Annotated in this window: 14 protein-coding genes, 1 tRNA gene and 1 rRNA gene; 8 read left to right on the forward strand and 8 right to left on the reverse strand. The window is 68.0% G+C overall.

What is annotated here, in order from left to right:
• The first annotated feature begins 1 nt into the window (after position 1).
• The 5 genes from IE195_RS25235 to IE195_RS25255 all read left to right on the forward strand — a co-directional run bounded on the left by IE195_RS25235 (position 2) and on the right by IE195_RS25255 (position 6,693).
• Positions 2–1,408 (forward strand): FtsW/RodA/SpoVE family cell cycle protein, encoded by a 1,407-nt coding sequence (locus tag IE195_RS25235; protein WP_191276100.1) that lies wholly within the window; start codon positions 2–4, stop codon positions 1,406–1,408.
• Positions 1,405–2,859 carry a peptidoglycan D,D-transpeptidase FtsI family protein gene (locus IE195_RS25240; protein ID WP_191276102.1) on the forward strand — a complete coding sequence of 485 codons (1,455 nt, stop codon included), beginning with the start codon at positions 1,405–1,407 and terminating at the stop codon, positions 2,857–2,859. Before IE195_RS25235 ends, IE195_RS25240 begins: the two co-directional genes overlap by 4 nt.
• On the forward strand, positions 2,859–4,364 hold the full coding sequence (locus IE195_RS25245) for a serine/threonine-protein kinase (RefSeq protein ID WP_191276104.1): 1,506 nt from the start codon (positions 2,859–2,861) through the stop codon (positions 4,362–4,364). Before IE195_RS25240 ends, IE195_RS25245 begins: the two co-directional genes overlap by 1 nt.
• A gap of 80 nt (positions 4,365–4,444) precedes the next feature.
• Positions 4,445–6,250, forward strand: a complete 1,806-nt coding sequence (gene pknB, locus IE195_RS25250; RefSeq protein WP_191276106.1) for a Stk1 family PASTA domain-containing Ser/Thr kinase — start codon at positions 4,445–4,447, stop codon at positions 6,248–6,250.
• Between the two features lie 188 nt (positions 6,251–6,438).
• Complete coding sequence (locus tag IE195_RS25255; protein ID WP_191276108.1) at positions 6,439–6,693, forward strand: cell division protein CrgA; 255 nt, start codon at positions 6,439–6,441, stop codon at positions 6,691–6,693.
• A gap of 262 nt (positions 6,694–6,955) precedes the next feature.
• Here the strand turns inward: IE195_RS25255 and IE195_RS25260 are convergent, their stop codons facing one another.
• A complete protein-coding gene (locus IE195_RS25260) occupies positions 6,956–7,618 on the reverse strand; it encodes a rhomboid family intramembrane serine protease (RefSeq protein WP_229826451.1) in 663 nt (220 codons plus the stop codon).
• Here IE195_RS25260 and IE195_RS25265 point away from each other — a divergent pair.
• Entirely contained in the window at positions 7,605–7,799 is a 195-nt protein-coding gene (locus tag IE195_RS25265; protein ID WP_225942597.1) for a hypothetical protein, read from the forward strand. The two genes, IE195_RS25260 and IE195_RS25265, sit on opposite strands and share 14 nt — an antisense overlap.
• A 115-nt stretch (positions 7,800–7,914) precedes the next feature.
• On the opposite strand, the gene IE195_RS25270 is transcribed toward IE195_RS25265, so the two are convergent.
• Complete coding sequence (locus tag IE195_RS25270) at positions 7,915–8,439, reverse strand: peptidylprolyl isomerase (RefSeq protein ID WP_191276112.1); 525 nt, start codon at positions 8,437–8,439, stop codon at positions 7,915–7,917.
• A 301-nt stretch (positions 8,440–8,740) separates the two neighbouring features.
• Here IE195_RS25270 and IE195_RS25275 point away from each other — a divergent pair, with 301 nt between their 5' ends.
• Positions 8,741–9,331, forward strand: coding sequence for a hypothetical protein (locus IE195_RS25275; RefSeq protein WP_191276114.1), 591 nt, complete (start codon positions 8,741–8,743; stop codon positions 9,329–9,331).
• A gap of 126 nt (positions 9,332–9,457) precedes the next feature.
• Here IE195_RS25275 and IE195_RS25280 read toward each other — a convergent pair whose 3' ends face one another.
• The 5 genes from IE195_RS25280 to IE195_RS25295 form a co-directional block, all read right to left on the reverse strand.
• Positions 9,458–10,117, reverse strand: coding sequence for a DUF1707 and DUF4870 domain-containing protein (locus IE195_RS25280; protein WP_191276117.1), 660 nt, complete (start codon positions 10,115–10,117; stop codon positions 9,458–9,460).
• A gap of 259 nt (positions 10,118–10,376) precedes the next feature.
• On the reverse strand, positions 10,377–10,706 hold the full coding sequence (locus IE195_RS25285) for a WhiB family transcriptional regulator (RefSeq protein ID WP_191276119.1): 330 nt from the start codon (positions 10,704–10,706) through the stop codon (positions 10,377–10,379).
• A gap of 1,161 nt (positions 10,707–11,867) precedes the next feature.
• A tRNA-Ala gene (locus IE195_RS25290) sits at positions 11,868–11,940 on the reverse strand.
• A gap of 267 nt (positions 11,941–12,207) precedes the next feature.
• Entirely contained in the window at positions 12,208–12,330 is a 123-nt protein-coding gene (locus tag IE195_RS26405) for a DLW-39 family protein (protein WP_014912962.1), read from the reverse strand.
• A gap of 195 nt (positions 12,331–12,525) precedes the next feature.
• Complete coding sequence (locus tag IE195_RS25295; protein ID WP_225942596.1) at positions 12,526–13,242, reverse strand: helix-turn-helix domain-containing protein; 717 nt, start codon at positions 13,240–13,242, stop codon at positions 12,526–12,528.
• Positions 13,243–13,776: 534 nt separating this feature from the next.
• Here IE195_RS25295 and IE195_RS25300 point away from each other — a divergent pair.
• A complete protein-coding gene (locus IE195_RS25300; RefSeq protein WP_191276121.1) occupies positions 13,777–14,085 on the forward strand; it encodes a hypothetical protein in 309 nt (102 codons plus the stop codon).
• 1,109 nt (positions 14,086–15,194) lie between these two features.
• Here IE195_RS25300 and rrf read toward each other — a convergent pair.
• Positions 15,195–15,310: ribosomal RNA gene (rrf, locus tag IE195_RS25305) — 5S ribosomal RNA — on the reverse strand.
• Positions 15,311–15,477: the final 167 nt, after the last annotated feature.

Raw genomic sequence — 15,477 nt, forward strand, 5'->3', positions numbered from 1 at the left:
CGTGAGCACCGCAACCCCTGAGGCGCCCACGGCGCTACCCCCGGTCCAACGCCGCAACGCCGAGCTCGTCCTGATCGGGCTCACCATCGTCATCACCATGGGCGCGATGGCGGTCTCCGGGCTCAACCTCAACGGTGCCGTGCCCGGCGCCATGTGGGGGTACGGCCTGATCTTCGGTGCGATGGCGCTCGCCACGCACGTCGCGCTGCGCTTCATCGCCCCCTACGCCGACCCCCTGATCCTGCCCTGCGCCCTGTTCCTGAACGGGATCGGTGTAGCGATGATCTGGCGCCTGGACGCCGCCGAATCCGGCGACATCGAGCACGCCGGCGTCGGCATGCAGCTGATCTGGACCGCGGTCGGCATGGTCCTGTGCATCGCCCTGCTGTTCTTCCTCAAGGAACCGCGGGTCCTGCAGCGCTACACCTACGTCAGCGCCCTGGTGGCGCTGGTCCTCATCGCGCTGCCGATGGTCCCGGGCCTGGGCATCTCCGAGTTCGGCGCCCGGCGGTGGATCGGGTTCGGCGGCTTCACGGTACAGCCTTCGGAGTTCGCGAAGATCGCCCTGGTGGTCTTCCTCTCCTCGTATCTGGTCACCAAGCGGCAGGTGCTGTCGCTTGCGGCCAAGCAGGTGAAGATCGGCCGGTTCAAGATCATGGACCTGCCGCGCGCCCGCGACTTCATGCCGATGGTCGTGGGCTGGGTCGCCGCGATCGGCCTGCTGGTCATCACCAAGGACCTCGGGACCTCGCTGCTGCTCTTCGGCACCTTCCTCGCGATGCTGTACGTCGCCACGCAGCGCTCCTCCTGGGTGATCATCGGGGTGACCCTGTTCCTGGCGGCGGCGACGCTCGCCTTCCGGCTCTTCTGGCACTTCCGTCAGCGCGTCGACATCTGGTTCAACGCCTACGACCAGGAGGTCTACTACCGGTTGGGCGGCAGTGAACAGCTGGTCAAGGGCCAGATCGGTATGGCCTACGGCGGTACCACCGGCACCGGGATGGGCGGCGGACAGGCGCACCACATCTTCGCCGCGGACAGCGACTTCATCCTCGCCTCGCTGGGTGAGGACCTGGGCCTGACCGGTCTCATGGCCATCCTGGTCGTCATCTTCCTCCTGGTGGAGCGGGGCATGCGTATCGCACTGGCCTCACGCGAGCTGTTCGTCAAGATGCTGGCGAGCGGGCTGGCCTTCGTCATGTGCTTCCAGGTGTTCGTGGTGCTCGGCGGGCTGACCCGGACCATCCCGCTGACCGGTATGACCACACCCTTCCTGGCCGCGGGCGGGTCGGCCCTGATGGCGAGCTGGCTCATGATCGGCCTGCTCCTCCGGATGAGCGACAACGCGCGAAGCCCGGCCCCGCAGGCGATCCAGGACGAGGGGGCCACCCAGGTGATCCGACGATGAACACACCCATCCGACGCCTCAGCGTCTTCGCCATGGTCCTGTTCGGCGCCCTGATGCTCCAGCTCACCTGGATCCAGGGCTTCCAGGCGGAGGCGATCCGCGAGGACCCGTTGAACGGACGCCAGTACACCGAGCGGCTCACCGAGCAGCGCGGCCCGATCGTCGTCGGCGACGAGAACGTCGCCTTCTCCACGGACATCTCCGAGGAGGACGACCCGGCGCGCTACCAGCGGGAGTACACCGGAGGAGCCCTGTACACCCCGGTGGTCGGCTCCTTCCGCCAGTTCGGCGCCTCGGGCATCGAGGCGACCGAGAACGCCCTGTTGGACGGCAGCGACGACCGTCTCGCGGTGCGCAACTTCCGCGACATCATCACCGGCCGGGAACCCGAGGGGGCGCGGGTCGAGCTGACCATCGACCCCGCGGTGCAGGAAGCCGGGTTCAACGGCTTCCGGGACCTGGGCATGAACGGTGCCGCCGTCGCCATCGAGCCCGACACCGGGGCCATCCTCGGTTCGGTCTCCTACCCCTCCTACGACGCCAACGACGTCTCGAGTGTCACCGACACCACCGAGGCCACCGAGAACTACGTGGCCCTGGAGAACGACGAGGACCAGCCCCTGCTCAACCGGGCACTCCGAGAGCGCTACCCCCCGGGTTCGACGTTCAAGGTCGTGACCGCGGCCGCCGCCATCGAGTACCTGGAGGCGGGTCCGGACAGCACGATGGAGGCCCCGAACGTGCTGGAGCTGGGACGCCCCCTGCCCAACGCCACCCCGGGCGGCACCTGCAACAACGGGCAGCCGGACACCCTGGCCCACTCGATCCAGATCTCCTGCAACACCTCCTTCGCCAACTGGGCGATCGAGGTGGGCGGCGAGAACCTGTCCGAGCAGGCCACGGCCTTCGGGTTCAACCGGGAGGAGGACGAACTCAACGTCCCCCTGAACGTGATCCCGAGCCGGGCCCCGGCCGAGGAGGACCGCAACATCCTGGGCCGTGCGGGCATCGGCCAGTCCAACGTGGAGGCCACCCCGCTGCAGATGGCCATGGTCGCCGCAGGTGTCGCCAACTCCGGCGACGTCATGCACCCGTACATGGTCGACTCGGTCCGCGACGCCGACCGCTCCGTGGTCACCCAGACCACCCCCGACGTGTACAGCCAGGCCGTGAGCCCCAGCACCGCGTCCACGCTCAAGGACATGATGGTCCGGGTGACGGGCCCGGACGGGTCCGGCCCCAACGCCGCCATCCCGGGCATGGACGTGGCGGGCAAGACGGGTACCGCCGAGACCGGCAACGACCTCGGAACCCACAACTGGTTCATCGGTTTCGCACCCGCCGACGATCCTGAGATCGCGGTCGCGGTGGTCATCGAGCACGGCGGCGGCAGCGGAGGTTCGCTGGCCGCGCCGATCGCTCGCCAGATGATGGAGGCAGTGGTTCTGTAGTGAGCGCCTACGAGCCGTCTTCACGGAACGGCCCCGGTGGACTGGCCGGGGCCGTTCTGAGTGACCGTTACCGCCTGGAGGAGCAGATCGGCTCCGGAGGGATGGGCACCGTGTGGCGGGCGACCGACACACTGCTCAACAGATCCGTGGCCGTGAAGCTGCTCCACCCGGCCCAGATGGCCGAACCGACGGCCCGAGAGCGCTTCCGGACGGAGGGCAGGATCACCGCGGGGCTGTCCCACCCCGGTATCGCCCAGGTCTACGACTACGGGGAGGAGGAGGGCCGCGCGTTCCTGATCATGGAACTGGTGGTCAGTGAACCCCTCTCCCAGGTGTTGCGCGAGCAGGGCCGCCTCAGCGCCGACCAGACCCTCGACTTCGTGTGCCAGGCCGCCAAGGCCCTCGCCGCGGCGCACGCCCGCGGTGTGGTCCACCGCGACATCAAGCCCGGCAACCTGCTGGTGGCGGAGGACGGCCAGCTCAAGCTGACCGACTTCGGTATCGCGCGCGGGGACACCTCGGTGACCCTCACGCAGACCGGCATGGTCATGGGGACCGCCCAGTACATCTCGCCGGAGCAGGCGTCGGGGCGGCCCGCGAGCGCGGCCTCCGACCTGTACGCGCTCGGTGTGGTGGCCTACGAGTGCCTGTCGGGACAGCCCCCCTTCACCGGGGACAGCCCCGTGGCCCTGGCCCTGGCGCACACCCGCGACGACCCGCCGGAGCTCCCCCCGCACGTCCCCGCGGAGATCGACAACCTGGTCTTCTCCCTGTTGCAGAAGAATCCGGGGGACCGTCCCTCCTCGGCGGGCGAGGTGGCCCACCTGGCGGCGGTCATCCGCTCCAACGCGGGCACCGGGCCGCCGACCCCGTCCACCGGGTTCAACGGCATGGCGCAGACGATGGTGGTCGGCGCCGTCCCGGACGACGGTCCGCGGACCGGGCCGTCCGGAGCGGTCCGGCGCACCTCCGGGCAGACCCCCGTCCCTCCGGTCCAGGAGGAGGGCTCGGCTACGCTGGCTGAGGATCCGGGGTCCGGTCGCCGGACGCGGATGCCCATGGTGCTGGCGGCTGTGGCGGCGACCGTCCTGATCGCAGCCGCGGCCGTGGCCGGTTTCCTCTCCGGCGGCGACGACGGCGCCGAGAACGTCAACAACTCCACGAAGCCCCCGGCCTCGGACGTCACCCCCTCCCCCACACCCAGTGAGGAACAGGAGGAGGAAGAGGCTCCCGAAGCTCCGGTTCAGGTCGAGGAGACCCCTGAATGGGTCCCCCAGCCCGAGGAGTGGGAGGAGACCGAGAGCCCCGCTCCCAGCGAGGGCGAGGAGGAGCCCACCTCTCCCGAGGACGAGGGCACCGAGGTTCCCGATGACGGGGACTCCGGCACGGAGGACCCCGGCCCCGAAGTGCCTCCGGGGAACGATGACGGGGGCGGAGACGGCGGCGATGACGGCGGCGGAGGCGAGGAAACAGGGGGAGGCGGCCCTCCGCAGGGCGGCTCCTGAACAGGCAATGAGCGAGAGACGATCAGGGTAGGCAGCGGCCCGAGGGCGGCTTCCGGAAGACACGAGGATTAGTGCACGACATGTCCCAGCCCCGGCTCCTCGGCGGACGCTACGAACTCGACACAGTGGTCGGGCGCGGCGGCATGGCCGAGGTACACCGCGCACGCGACCTGCGGCTCGACCGGCTCGTCGCGATCAAGACGCTCCGACACGACCTGGCACGCGACCATATCTTCCAGGCGCGCTTCCGCCGGGAGGCGCAGTCGGCGGCGTCCCTCAACCACCCGGCGATCATCGCGGTCTACGACACCGGCGATGACATGGTCGACGGGGTGTCCCTCCCGTACATCGTCATGGAGTACGTGGACGGCCGCACGCTCAAGGAGCTCCTCGACGACGACCGCAAGCTGCTGCCGGAGCGTTCGGCGGAGCTGGTGGACGGCATCCTGAAGGCTCTCGAGTACAGCCATGACAACGGGATCGTGCACCGGGACATCAAGCCCGCGAACGTCATGCTGACCCGGGGCGCCGACGTCAAGGTGATGGACTTCGGCATCGCCCGGTCGATGGACGACAACCAGGCGACGATGACCCAGACCTCCCAGGTCATCGGTACCGCGCAGTACCTCTCCCCGGAGCAGGCGCGCGGTGAGCGCGTGGATCCGCGCAGCGACATCTACTCCACCGGCTGTGTGCTCTACGAGCTGCTCACCGGGCGCCCGCCGTTCACCGGCGACTCCCCCGTTTCGATCGCCTACCAGCACGTCCGGGAGGACCCGGTCCCGCCCTCCGAGGTGGACCCGCAGGTCCCGGACTGGCTGGAGGACGTCACCCTCCGGGCGATGACCAAGGACCGGGAGGAGCGGTACCAGAACGCCGCGGAGATGCGCGCCGACATCCAGCGCGGCCTGGCCGGGATGCCCACCCAGGCGGGCACCATGGCGATGGCCGCGGCGGGCGCGACCACCACGCTGCCGCCCGCGGACGACCGCCGGTACGACGACTACGACGATTACGACGACGACTACCGGGACGACCGGAGGGGCGGCGGGGGCAAGACCGCCCTGTGGGTGCTCCTGGCGCTCGGCGTGATCGGCTCCATCGCCCTGGTCTTCTTCCTCATCAACGGCGGGTTCGGCGAAACCGAACCGGAGACGATGGCGATCCCCGACCTCGCGGGCAGTTCGCTCGCGGAGGCGGAGTCCGTGCTCATCGAGGACGGCTTCGAGAACTACTACGACGAGGAGCGGGCCAGCGAGGACGTGGAGGAGGGGACGGTCATCGAGACCGACCCCGGGGCCGGCTCCGAGGTCGAGGCCACCGACCAGATCGTCATCTACGTCTCCTCCGGCCCCGGGGCGGTGGAGATCCCCGCGGTGGAGGGGCAGAACGAGTCCGAGGCGATGTCCGCGCTGACCGACGCCGGGTTCGAGAACGTCACCACCGAACGCAGGGCGAACGACAGCATCGCGGAGGACAGCGCCGTGGGCACGGACCCCTCCGCGGGCAACGAGGTCGACCCCTCCGAGGAGATCACGCTGATCATCTCCTCCGGCCCCGACCAGGTGGGGGTCCCGGACCTGCAGGGGATGACGCGTGAACAGGCCCAGTCCGCGCTGGACCAGGCGGGGCTGACCGCCCAGTTCCAGGAGCAGGAGACCGCTGACGCGCCCGAGGACACCGTGGTCGGCCAGTCCCCGGCCGCCGGCCAGAACGTCAACCCCGACACCACGGTGACCGTGACGATCGCGGTGGCTCCGGCCGAGGAGCCCGAGGAGCCGGAGGAGCCGACCGACCCGGAGGAGCCGGAGGAGCCGACCGACCCGGAGGAGCCGGAGATTCCGCTGCCGCCGGGGGGCGACGACTTCGTCTTCTCCAGGCCCTGACCCGACCAGCGGGAAGTGACGGAGGCGGGGGCGCTCGACGGAGCGCCCCCGCCTCCGGGCTCTCCGGTGGAGGGCGGGTGCCCTCGAAGCCGTTGGGCTTTTGGAACCTCCCTCCGGTGACGGAGACCCCACCCTGGGCGTAGACTGTGGTTTCATTCCGAACCGCCCCACCTCATGGAGCAGCGACCGTGCCCAAGTCCCGCAGCGATCGCAAGAAGAAGGCTGTCTACACTCCGCCTCCTTCCAAAGAGAAGCCGAAGGTCAGTCCGCGTTGGCTGGTGCCGACGATGCTGGGCTTCTTCATCGTGGGCATTCTCTGGATCGCGGTCTACTACATCGCGGGTTCCTACGTGCCCTTCATGCAGGACTGGCACAACTGGAACCTGCTGATCGGCTTCAGTGGGATCATCGTGGCCGTCGTCCTGTCCACGCGCTGGCACTGACCGGTTTCTCCCGCCCCCGGGCGCGACGCCCCCTGTCGCACGCGGGGCCCGACAACGGCGTCAACGTCCCCTCCTGGGCGTTCGACCAGCCTTGATCAGGTTTTCCACAGGGTTATCCACAGGCTGTGGGTAGCTCTGTTCGCGTACCCGAACACGGTTCCCGGATCTGCGGTCCGGGCATGGGGAAGGCCCCCGGAGACTCTCCGGGGGCCTTCCCCATGCTTCTGCGGGCCGCTCAGGGGCTGAGGGCCGACGCGGGCCCTCAGGCCGGCATGGCCAGGGACCACAGCGTCGGAGCCAGGAACACCAGGACCGCGAGCAGTCCCACGAACAGGGCGACCATGAGCGTGTGCACGAGCGTACGCCTGGCCGCCTGGTCCGAGCCGGTCGGCAGGTAGGCGAACACCGCGCCGACGGCCAGCCCCGCGACCAGACCGCCGATGTGGGCGGTCCAGGAGATCCCGGGGACCAGGAAGGTGATGCCCAGGTTGAGCGCCAGCAGGACCAGGATCATCCGCATGTCCAGCCGGAGGCGCCGACCGATCACGAAGACCGCCCCGAAGAGGGCGAAGATCGCCCCGGAGGCCCCCACCGAGAGCTGGGACGGGGCGAAGAGCAGGCTCATGACCGATCCGGACAGGGCCCCCACGACCCACAGGGCCAGGAAACGGCCGTGTCCGAGCCAGCGTTCCAGCTGCTGCCCCAGGAGGTACATCGCGTACCCGTTGAACAGCAGATGGAGGACCCCGCCGTGCAGGAAGGCCGCGGTGATCAGCCGGTACCACTCGTTCTGTGCGAGGGCGGCGAACCCGTGCATGCCGAACACGGCTACCAGGGACGAGCGGCCAGCCTGGCCGACGGGGTCCGATGTGCCCAGCTGGAGTAGGAAGCCCACCACCATCATGCCCAGGATGGTCCAGGTCACGTACGGCTTCCGGACGACCCTGCCCCCGAAGGTGGTCCGTGCGGACCGCACCTTGCGATTCCCCTCCGTCACGCACTCGGGGCACTGGAACCCGACCGACGCCTCGACCATGCAGTCGGGGCAGATCGGTCGTGAGCACCGGGTGCAGCTGACCCCGGTCTCGCGTCCGGTGTGCCGGTAACAGGTACGCGGCGCTCCCGACTCGGATCCGGGGCCGGACGGTGATCCGGGCGGAGGGGGAGATGCGGTCATCGGCGGGTCTTCACTCCTTGGGTCTCACCGCTGGCATGTCCGCCCTAGCGGTCGATCTCGATGCTGTTGATCACCACGTCCTCGCGGGGACGGTCCTGCGCGTCGGTCGCGACCTTGGTGATCGCGGTGACGACGTCACTGCCCTCGACGACCTCGCCGAAGATGGTGTGGCGGCCGTCGAGCCAGTACGGCTCACCGACGGTGATGAAGAACTGCGAGCCGTTCGTGCCCGGGCCGGCGTTGGCCATGGCCAACAGGAACGGGCGGTCGAAGCGCAGGCTCGGGTGGATCTCGTCGTCGAAGGTGTAGCCGGGGCCGCCGCGACCGGTGCCCAGCGGGTCCCCGCCCTGGACCATGAAGCCGTCGATGACACGGTGGAAGATCGTGCCCTCGTAAAGGCTGCTGTTGGACGGCTTGCCCGTGGTGGGGTCCATCCACTGCTTGGAGCCGTCGGCCAGCCCGATGAAGTTGGCGACCGTCTCGGGCGCCTGCTCCTCGAAGAGCTTGACAACGATGGTTCCCTTGGAGGTGTTCAGCCGCGCGGTGGGCTGCCCCTTGGAGTCCGACACCTCAGTGCCTTTCGGTCGAGTGAGATTACGTGCTCACGTTACCCTTCCGTCCACCGCGTTTTGCCTGAACCCGTCCGTCGGCGGACGGTATCGCCGCCGGGCCGGCTTCGGGAAGGCCTTACCGAAGTCACCCGGGGACTGCCGGTGTCGAAACGTAGATCACAGACGCAGAGGACGTAAGTTGAGATAACACCCGGATCACGGGGAAGGACGACGAGAAGCCGCCCATCGTGGCCGTTGCGTTTTGGCCACCGGGTGGTGGGACCGTACGAACCGGTGAACGATCGAAGGAGCTGACGACGTGCCTATCACTGCCAAGCGTCGCAAGGCACGCAAGGAGGCGGAGGCGACCCTCGCCCGCCTGCAGGACCTTGCCAAGGAACAGGCCGACCGGGTCGGCCCGTACGCCGACCAGGCGCGGGACCAGGCAGCCATCAAGCTCTTCCAGGCGCGTGGTTGGACCGCCCCCCGTCTGGAGACCGCGGCACTGCGGGTCGAGGACACCGTGGCGCCCCGGGTGGCGGAGATGCTGACCACCGCCGCGCAGAGGATCGACCCGAACCCGGGTCGCCGAGGTCTGCGGCTGTTCCGCGGCGGGAACCGCCGTATCCCCCGCGGGGTCCTGATCGGCGGCGCCGCCGTGGTCGGCGGTGTGGTCGTGTACTCGCTCATCCGCATGCGCCAGGCCTCCCAGGACGCCGAGTGGCAGGAACACCTGGACCAGGCCCGCGAACAGGTTCGCGAGACCCGCGAGAACCTGGAGGAGAAGGCCTCGGACGTCGCTGACAGCGCGGCCGAGACCGCAAAGGCCACCAAGTCCAAGGCGAAGGAGACGGCGCGTGCCGCCACGGGTAAGGGCAGCGCGCAGGAAGACGGGCGCTCCGGGCGCTGAGGTCACCCTCCCGGTGCGGACACACCCTCTCCGGGAGGGCCCCGCCGGGCCGGGTGGGAACGCCGCCCGGCCCCGCCAGCTGGCAGGGACAGCCGTCCCTGCTCATTGCCCCGCCGGTGGCCCCTGCTAGTCGTCCTTGATGATGCGGTAGACCAGCGGGTACTTCCAGCTCCGACCCATCATGCTGGCGACGGTCGCGATGATCGGCATGACGAACCATCCGACGGCGATACCGATCAGGGCGAGGATCGGAACGACCAACCAGAAGAGCAGGCCGCTCACGATCGCGCCGATGAAGCAGAAGAGCTGGAAGTTGAGCGCCTCCATGGCCTGGCGCCGCAGGTAGGGCGACAGGTCCCCGCTGACGATCAGTAGGAGCAGCGGGGTGAGGAAGGGCATGTAGAACACGGAGAGGTGCCCCGCCGCGGCCGCCACCTTCTCCACGGGGTTGTCCGTGGTCGGCCCCGCGGAGCCCTTCCCCTCGCCCTGGGTCCGGCCCCCGTTCTGGTGGGACACGCTCGGGGTGCTCCCGGTCCCCCCTGGGGAGACCTGGACCCCGAGGTCCTCGGTGAGGGGGACGAGCTCGGAACTGACCTTGGCCCTCATGGCCTGGTCGAGCCGTTCCCCGAACTCGTCATCGTCCAGCTGCCCCTGCGAGTAGGCCTCACGGAGCACGTCGGCCACCGCGTCCCTGTCCGCGTGGGTGAGCCGGAGCTGTGTTCGGGGGACGGGGCTCTGATCCCACGGGTACCGCTTCTGCGGATTCTGAGGGTTCTGCACAGCCATCCCCACTCCCAACGCGCTTTGCCGGACGCGGCCGTACGAGGATGGCCACGCCCTCCTCCCATGATGCGGCAAAACGGCGTGTGCGGATATGGGGGGCGTCCCTGATCCTTCCCTGATCCGACCCTCCTCCCGAAGGAGGAGGGCGGCATCGACTTTGGTCGGGACGCGCTGTGCACCCCCGCGCCGTCACGGTCTGACGCGAACATCCTCGCATCCGGCCCCCCGGCCGCCCGGGCTCCCCTCCCTGGCGGCCGCCCCGTCACTGACGGGCGACGACAGGCACCCCGGACCGTACCGGCTCCTCCTGGGCGTGTTCCTCCTCATAGTGTCGTTCGGCGCTGGTGAGCAGTTCGTACCAGCTGGTGACGTCCTTGCGCCGGCGCAGCAGGGCGCGACGCTCCCGTTCGGTCATGCCTCCCCAGACACCGAACTCGATCCGGCTGTCCAGCGCCTCCGCCAGGCACTGGGTACGGACCGGGCAGCCCCTACAGATCAGCTTGGCGCGGTTCTGCGCGGCGCCCTGTACGAACAGGGCGTCGGGGTCGATTTCGCGGCACTTGGCACGAGCCGCCATCTTCTCGTTCCACATGTTGCCCCACTCCCAAGATCAGCATGTGTGGTGATCGGAACCCACCGGCCGGCACGGCCGTCGGTGGACGAGGAACAGCTGGCCGATGCGAGGACGGTGCACGAAGCCGGGCGGGGGGCCGCGCGGCTCGCCTTCGGGGGTCGATCGTTTCGGCGCGCTGTGTTCCTCGTTGTCGTTGGTGTCGAAACTACGGATCGTCCGAGTTCACCAACAGGCCCCAAGAGGCCTATTTCTCATATGGCCCAGTAGGACCATTGCTTCTTGGGGAAGTGTCATCATACACACACGGAGAGTCACTGCATGTGATACAGGCACCCCCTGGCAATCACAATGAAAGGTCGGTCTCAGACCATTCCCTGGAAACCGTGATGACCTGCGGCTTCACGTCATCCCATGAGCCACTGACCCCACGGCGACAGGCTCGACCGGACTGGGGGATCTGCGACCGAACCCACCCGATCGGGCTATGCGGACCCCCCGGGCGGACACACTGGGCAACACCACAGATCACCCATTTCCCACCCACACGGCCAGAAACAGAACTACCGTTTAGTAACCTAAGAAAATTTTCCTGATTCGACCAGGAGAGTCCTTATGAACCTGGTCAAATAGCCCAACTTATGGATTTTCACACGAATACTTCATAGGACGTGATTCCAGACGCACGTGCTCCGGGGCCCGCAGGGGCAGAGGGCAGGGGCCGGGGCCTGCTGGGACAGGATGCGCCGTGCGGGGCTCGGACGGACGGTGGCGCCTCCGCCGGAGCACAGGCCGCACCAGGGATTCGGTGGCTCCGGGAGGGCCAACCACACCAGAGGGCTGGGCGCCAGGAAGGCCGGCGGCACCAGGGAGGCCAGTAGCACCCCCTCCGGAACCGGGTGCGCCCCCTTGCCCTCCGCGCGCTTGCCGGGCGCTGTCCGCGCGACTCACGGCCGAGCAGAGGCCCGGCCGCCGCTCCGCCGCCCCGCTGAAAAGCCGTGGAGCGGGGAGGCGGTAGAGGCTTGGGGTTGGGGGCGGAACCAGGGGTTGGGGAGGCCGTGGAGGCGGTGGCCCGGGACCGGCCTCCCCGAACACGTACCGGAAGCTGGAAACGCGTAACGGGGACCCCCGAAGGAGTCCCCGCACGCTATGACGCTATGTCTGATCTGCTGTTTTCCTGTGTGGAGCCAAGGGGAGTCGAACCCCTGACCTCCGGTATGCAAAACCGGCGCTCTGCCAGCTGAGCTATGGCCCCGTGAACCCGGGTCTGAGCCCGGTTCACTTGCAGAGCATACCCGCATCGGAAGCGGTCCCGGTCACGGAGCCAGAAGAACCCGGGGTCCGGGGGTTGACCAGGGACCGGACACAGCACAAAGCCGTGGGTCGCACCACGGGATTGTCGGCCCACCCACGTCTTCGTGTCACTCTGAAACGGACACGCGGTGACACACGCAGGTGTACACCGTCGACCCGTTCATGGAAACCTCCCGGCCCCCTGACGGCGGCCGAATGGACCCGCTGATCAGCTCTCGCTGGCCGCGGTGGCTTCCGTCCACAGGTCGAGCTCGGCACGGTCCGCCTGGATCTTGCGGTAGACGGCGAAAGCCCCGAGGGCCACCAGCGCCAGAACGATGATCTTCTTCACTGTCCGGACCCTTTCTCTGTTGGAAAACCGGTCGTACACACGGGCACCCGCCCTGGGGCGAGGGCTCCGCGGGCAACTTTATGAGGTTGTCACCTAGCAGACTAGCAAGCCACCGCGGGCGGTCCCTGCCACAGAGGACCGATTCGCACCGGCTTCTTCCTCCGTTCCGCCCCGAGACGGCCCTACTCGGTCAGGTCATCTGCCCCCGGAGGTAGCCTCGACGTAGGCGAGGTCGGCCTCGTCCTCCTCGAACTCCAGGATCGAGAAGGGGCCCGCCAGGCCCGCGTGCGGACCGGCGGAGGTCGGCAGAAGCCGGACCGTCACGCGCTCGGTGTCGGCGGCCAGCTCCACGAGCCTGGTGGCCTGGCCGCGCAGCAGCCCCAGATCGGCTGAGACGCGTTGGAGGGCGTCCTCCTCCACGACGGCGTGGTAGCGGACCGAGGAGCCGTGGTCGAGGAGCTCCTGGCGTTTCAGGTAGGCAGCGACCATACGCTCGACGGCATCCTCCCCGTAGCCGAGAGAACGCGCCAGGGTCGCGGTGTAGTCGGGTGTCTGGAGGAGGTCGGGAACTAGAATGCCCGCGTAGGTCCGCACGGAAACCGCTCCGGCCTCGTTGCCCACGTAGGCGGAGGAGAGGACGTCCTCGTACTCGGTCCACCAGGGCCGCAGCCTCGATTCGCGGACAAGCGTCAGAACGGCCTCGCGCTGTCCTCCCGTGACCCCGTACAACCGCAGCAGCGCGGAGATCTCCATCACCGACGGCCACTTGCGGATACCCGTCTCGATGTGGCCTAGTTTCGCCGGAGACCACTCCAGCTCCTCCGCCACGTCGTTGAGGGTCATACCCGCCTGCACACGGCGGCGGCGGAGTTCGGCGGACAGTCGCCGCCGACGGACCGTGGGGCTGGTCATAACACTGATCCAATGACGCAGAGTGTCGAGGGTGTGCCACCAGCGAAACACGACATCTAGCATCTAGCAATGAGTTTCTAGAAAAGAGCGGCCGTTTCGATGCATTAGAGGCCGGTCCGCAAGCACGATCCCCGCGGAGAGAACAGCACCTTTGTTACGTTAGGTAACTGAAGTTGCGTACCGGAAGTTGTGCACCAGGAGTTGCGCGCGGGGAGTTGCGCACCAGGAAGCCACAGGAAAGTGAACGGCCGACACCTTTCTCTCGGGCCCCACCGGTTACGCAAGGACTGGCACTCCTCAGGCCGGGACGGGTCAGGTCCTGGCGGACCGGTGGACTGTGATGGGCTGGTGGGGCGCACGCCGGGCTCATGGGTCCCCGGGTTGGCGGGGCGCACGCCGGCACCGCCACAGGGGCTTCGGGACTCCGGGACTCCGTGTCACCTACGTCTCAGCACGGCGTCCGGGGAGAGAAAGCGCGTACGATGCTTGAGGTGCCCGTTCCGGCGGGCGTGCCCGCACACATAGAGGAACTCCATGAGCTACCCGCTTGACGACGCCGAGCAGCTGATCGCGAACGCGGAGGCCCAGATGCCCCCGAGCACCCGATCACGCCTCATCGCGAAACTCCGTATGGGTAAGCACATCGACGAGGCAGCGGGAGAGCTGGACATCAGCCCCAAGCAGGTCTTCTCGACCGCACGCGTCCTCAAGCCCTTCGGCGAGCAGCTCGACGCGACCCTCATCGAGCAGCGAGACCCGTCCCTGCCCCACGGCAGCGTCACCGGGTACAACAAGCGCTGCCGGTGCCCGGAGTGCAGGAGCGCCCTCCAACAGCGCGTCTAGCTCGTCTGAGGGGCACAGAACGCACCAGGACACCCCTGTCCACAGACCGCCCGGTGCCGGTGTTCTGAGACCCTTGCTCTGACTTCCCTGTCCTGTTCCGGCCAGCCCCTCTACCTGCGTCTACACGCTGTTAACCCAGACTTCTCGAATGAATAAGGCCCCCGGAGGCTTATCGGGGCGGGAGTTTGGGGAAACCGCTGAACATGAACGAGCACGTGGACTGGTCGGCGATGAGCGAGGACGACTTCGTTGCGCTGTTGAGGCAGCTCATCGAAATCCCGGAAGCTGACGAGGACTAGCGAGAACCCGCTCCGGCGGCTTCCGTCCTCCGGAGTGGAACCGCACTACAGAAATGCCCCCGGCCCCTCCGCCCACAGCTTTCCGTACCCCTGATTCTGATCCTGTCCCTGGAGACGATCCTGGCGAACGAGCTCGGGGGAAGACTCCGGGGCGGGTCTGAGGTAGGACGGCCCCGAGGGGTTGTTCCGGGGACGTCGGCCGCTCCAGTGCCCACCGACAGCACCAGCACCAGCACCAGCACCAGCACTGCAAGGTCGCCTGGTGGTCGGTACTCGGCGGGTTCCGCCGGGTGTGCTCCCACTGCCAGGTATGTTCCCACCGCCAGGGGCGCCACGCTGTCGCGGCCGGCGAACGGCCCTGTCTGTGGGGCTGTGGGCCCGTGCTGTGGTGATGGGTCGAGTTACGCCTTGCTCCTGGCGGACGACCAGGCGTGCGCTGAGCGCGCTCACGCCCTACCGGGGGCGGCAGGTAAGGGATTGCTCGGATCTTCCTTACTCGACCGTGCCCCGCGCCGCCCGGGCGGGTCCCTGCACCCCCACCCCCACCCCCACCCCCGCCACGGTGATCTTGCTACCAGAAGCAACCTCAGCGCCGACATCGCTTCTGGTAGCAAGATCACCGCAACAAGAACAGGGCCCACCCCACCCCGCCAGAAGACCCCCCGGGAGAACACCCCTCCGGGAAGCGCACCCCGGGAAGCGCACCCACCCCCAAGGATTCACATGTTCACAAACCAGGACACAAAAAAGAAGAAGGAGGGGAGAGGCCGCCACAACAGCGACCCCTCCCCTCCTTCTCTTCAAGAAAAACCGTGGCAGCGACCTACTCTCCCACCCCACCACAGGGCAGTACCATCAGCGCGAGGAGACTTAACGACCGGGTTCGGAATGAGACCGAGTGTGACCCTCCTGCTACAACCACCACGGAAACCTAACACCCACAACCACCACTCAACCCCAAACCACCAGGGGGAACGATGACCACGAGTAAGCTTCGTGTGAATACAGTGTGCGCGAACATCCAATTATCTGCAGCGGACAAGCCCTCGGCCTATTAGTACCGGTCAGCTCCACCCCTCACAAGGCTTCCACA

Source organism: Nocardiopsis terrae, assembly GCF_014651695.1.
Taxonomy (GTDB): domain Bacteria; phylum Actinomycetota; class Actinomycetes; order Streptosporangiales; family Streptosporangiaceae; genus Nocardiopsis; species Nocardiopsis terrae.

Excerpts from the sequence above, each read along its gene's own strand:
- IE195_RS25240 (WP_191276102.1), top strand. The coding sequence starts at position 1,405 with ATGAACACACCCATCCGACGCCTCAGCGTCTTCGCCATGGTCCTGTTC.
- pknB (WP_191276106.1), top strand. The coding sequence starts at position 4,445 with ATGTCCCAGCCCCGGCTCCTCGGCGGACGCTACGAACTCGACACAGTG.
- IE195_RS25265 (WP_225942597.1), top strand. The coding sequence starts at position 7,605 with ATGGTCCAGGTCACGTACGGCTTCCGGACGACCCTGCCCCCGAAGGTG.
- IE195_RS25280 (WP_191276117.1), bottom strand. The coding sequence starts at position 10,117 with ATGGCTGTGCAGAACCCTCAGAATCCGCAGAAGCGGTACCCGTGGGAT.
- IE195_RS25285 (WP_191276119.1), bottom strand. The coding sequence starts at position 10,706 with ATGTGGAACGAGAAGATGGCGGCTCGTGCCAAGTGCCGCGAAATCGAC.
- IE195_RS25295 (WP_225942596.1), bottom strand. The coding sequence starts at position 13,242 with ATGACCAGCCCCACGGTCCGTCGGCGGCGACTGTCCGCCGAACTCCGC.
- IE195_RS25300 (WP_191276121.1), top strand. The coding sequence starts at position 13,777 with ATGAGCTACCCGCTTGACGACGCCGAGCAGCTGATCGCGAACGCGGAG.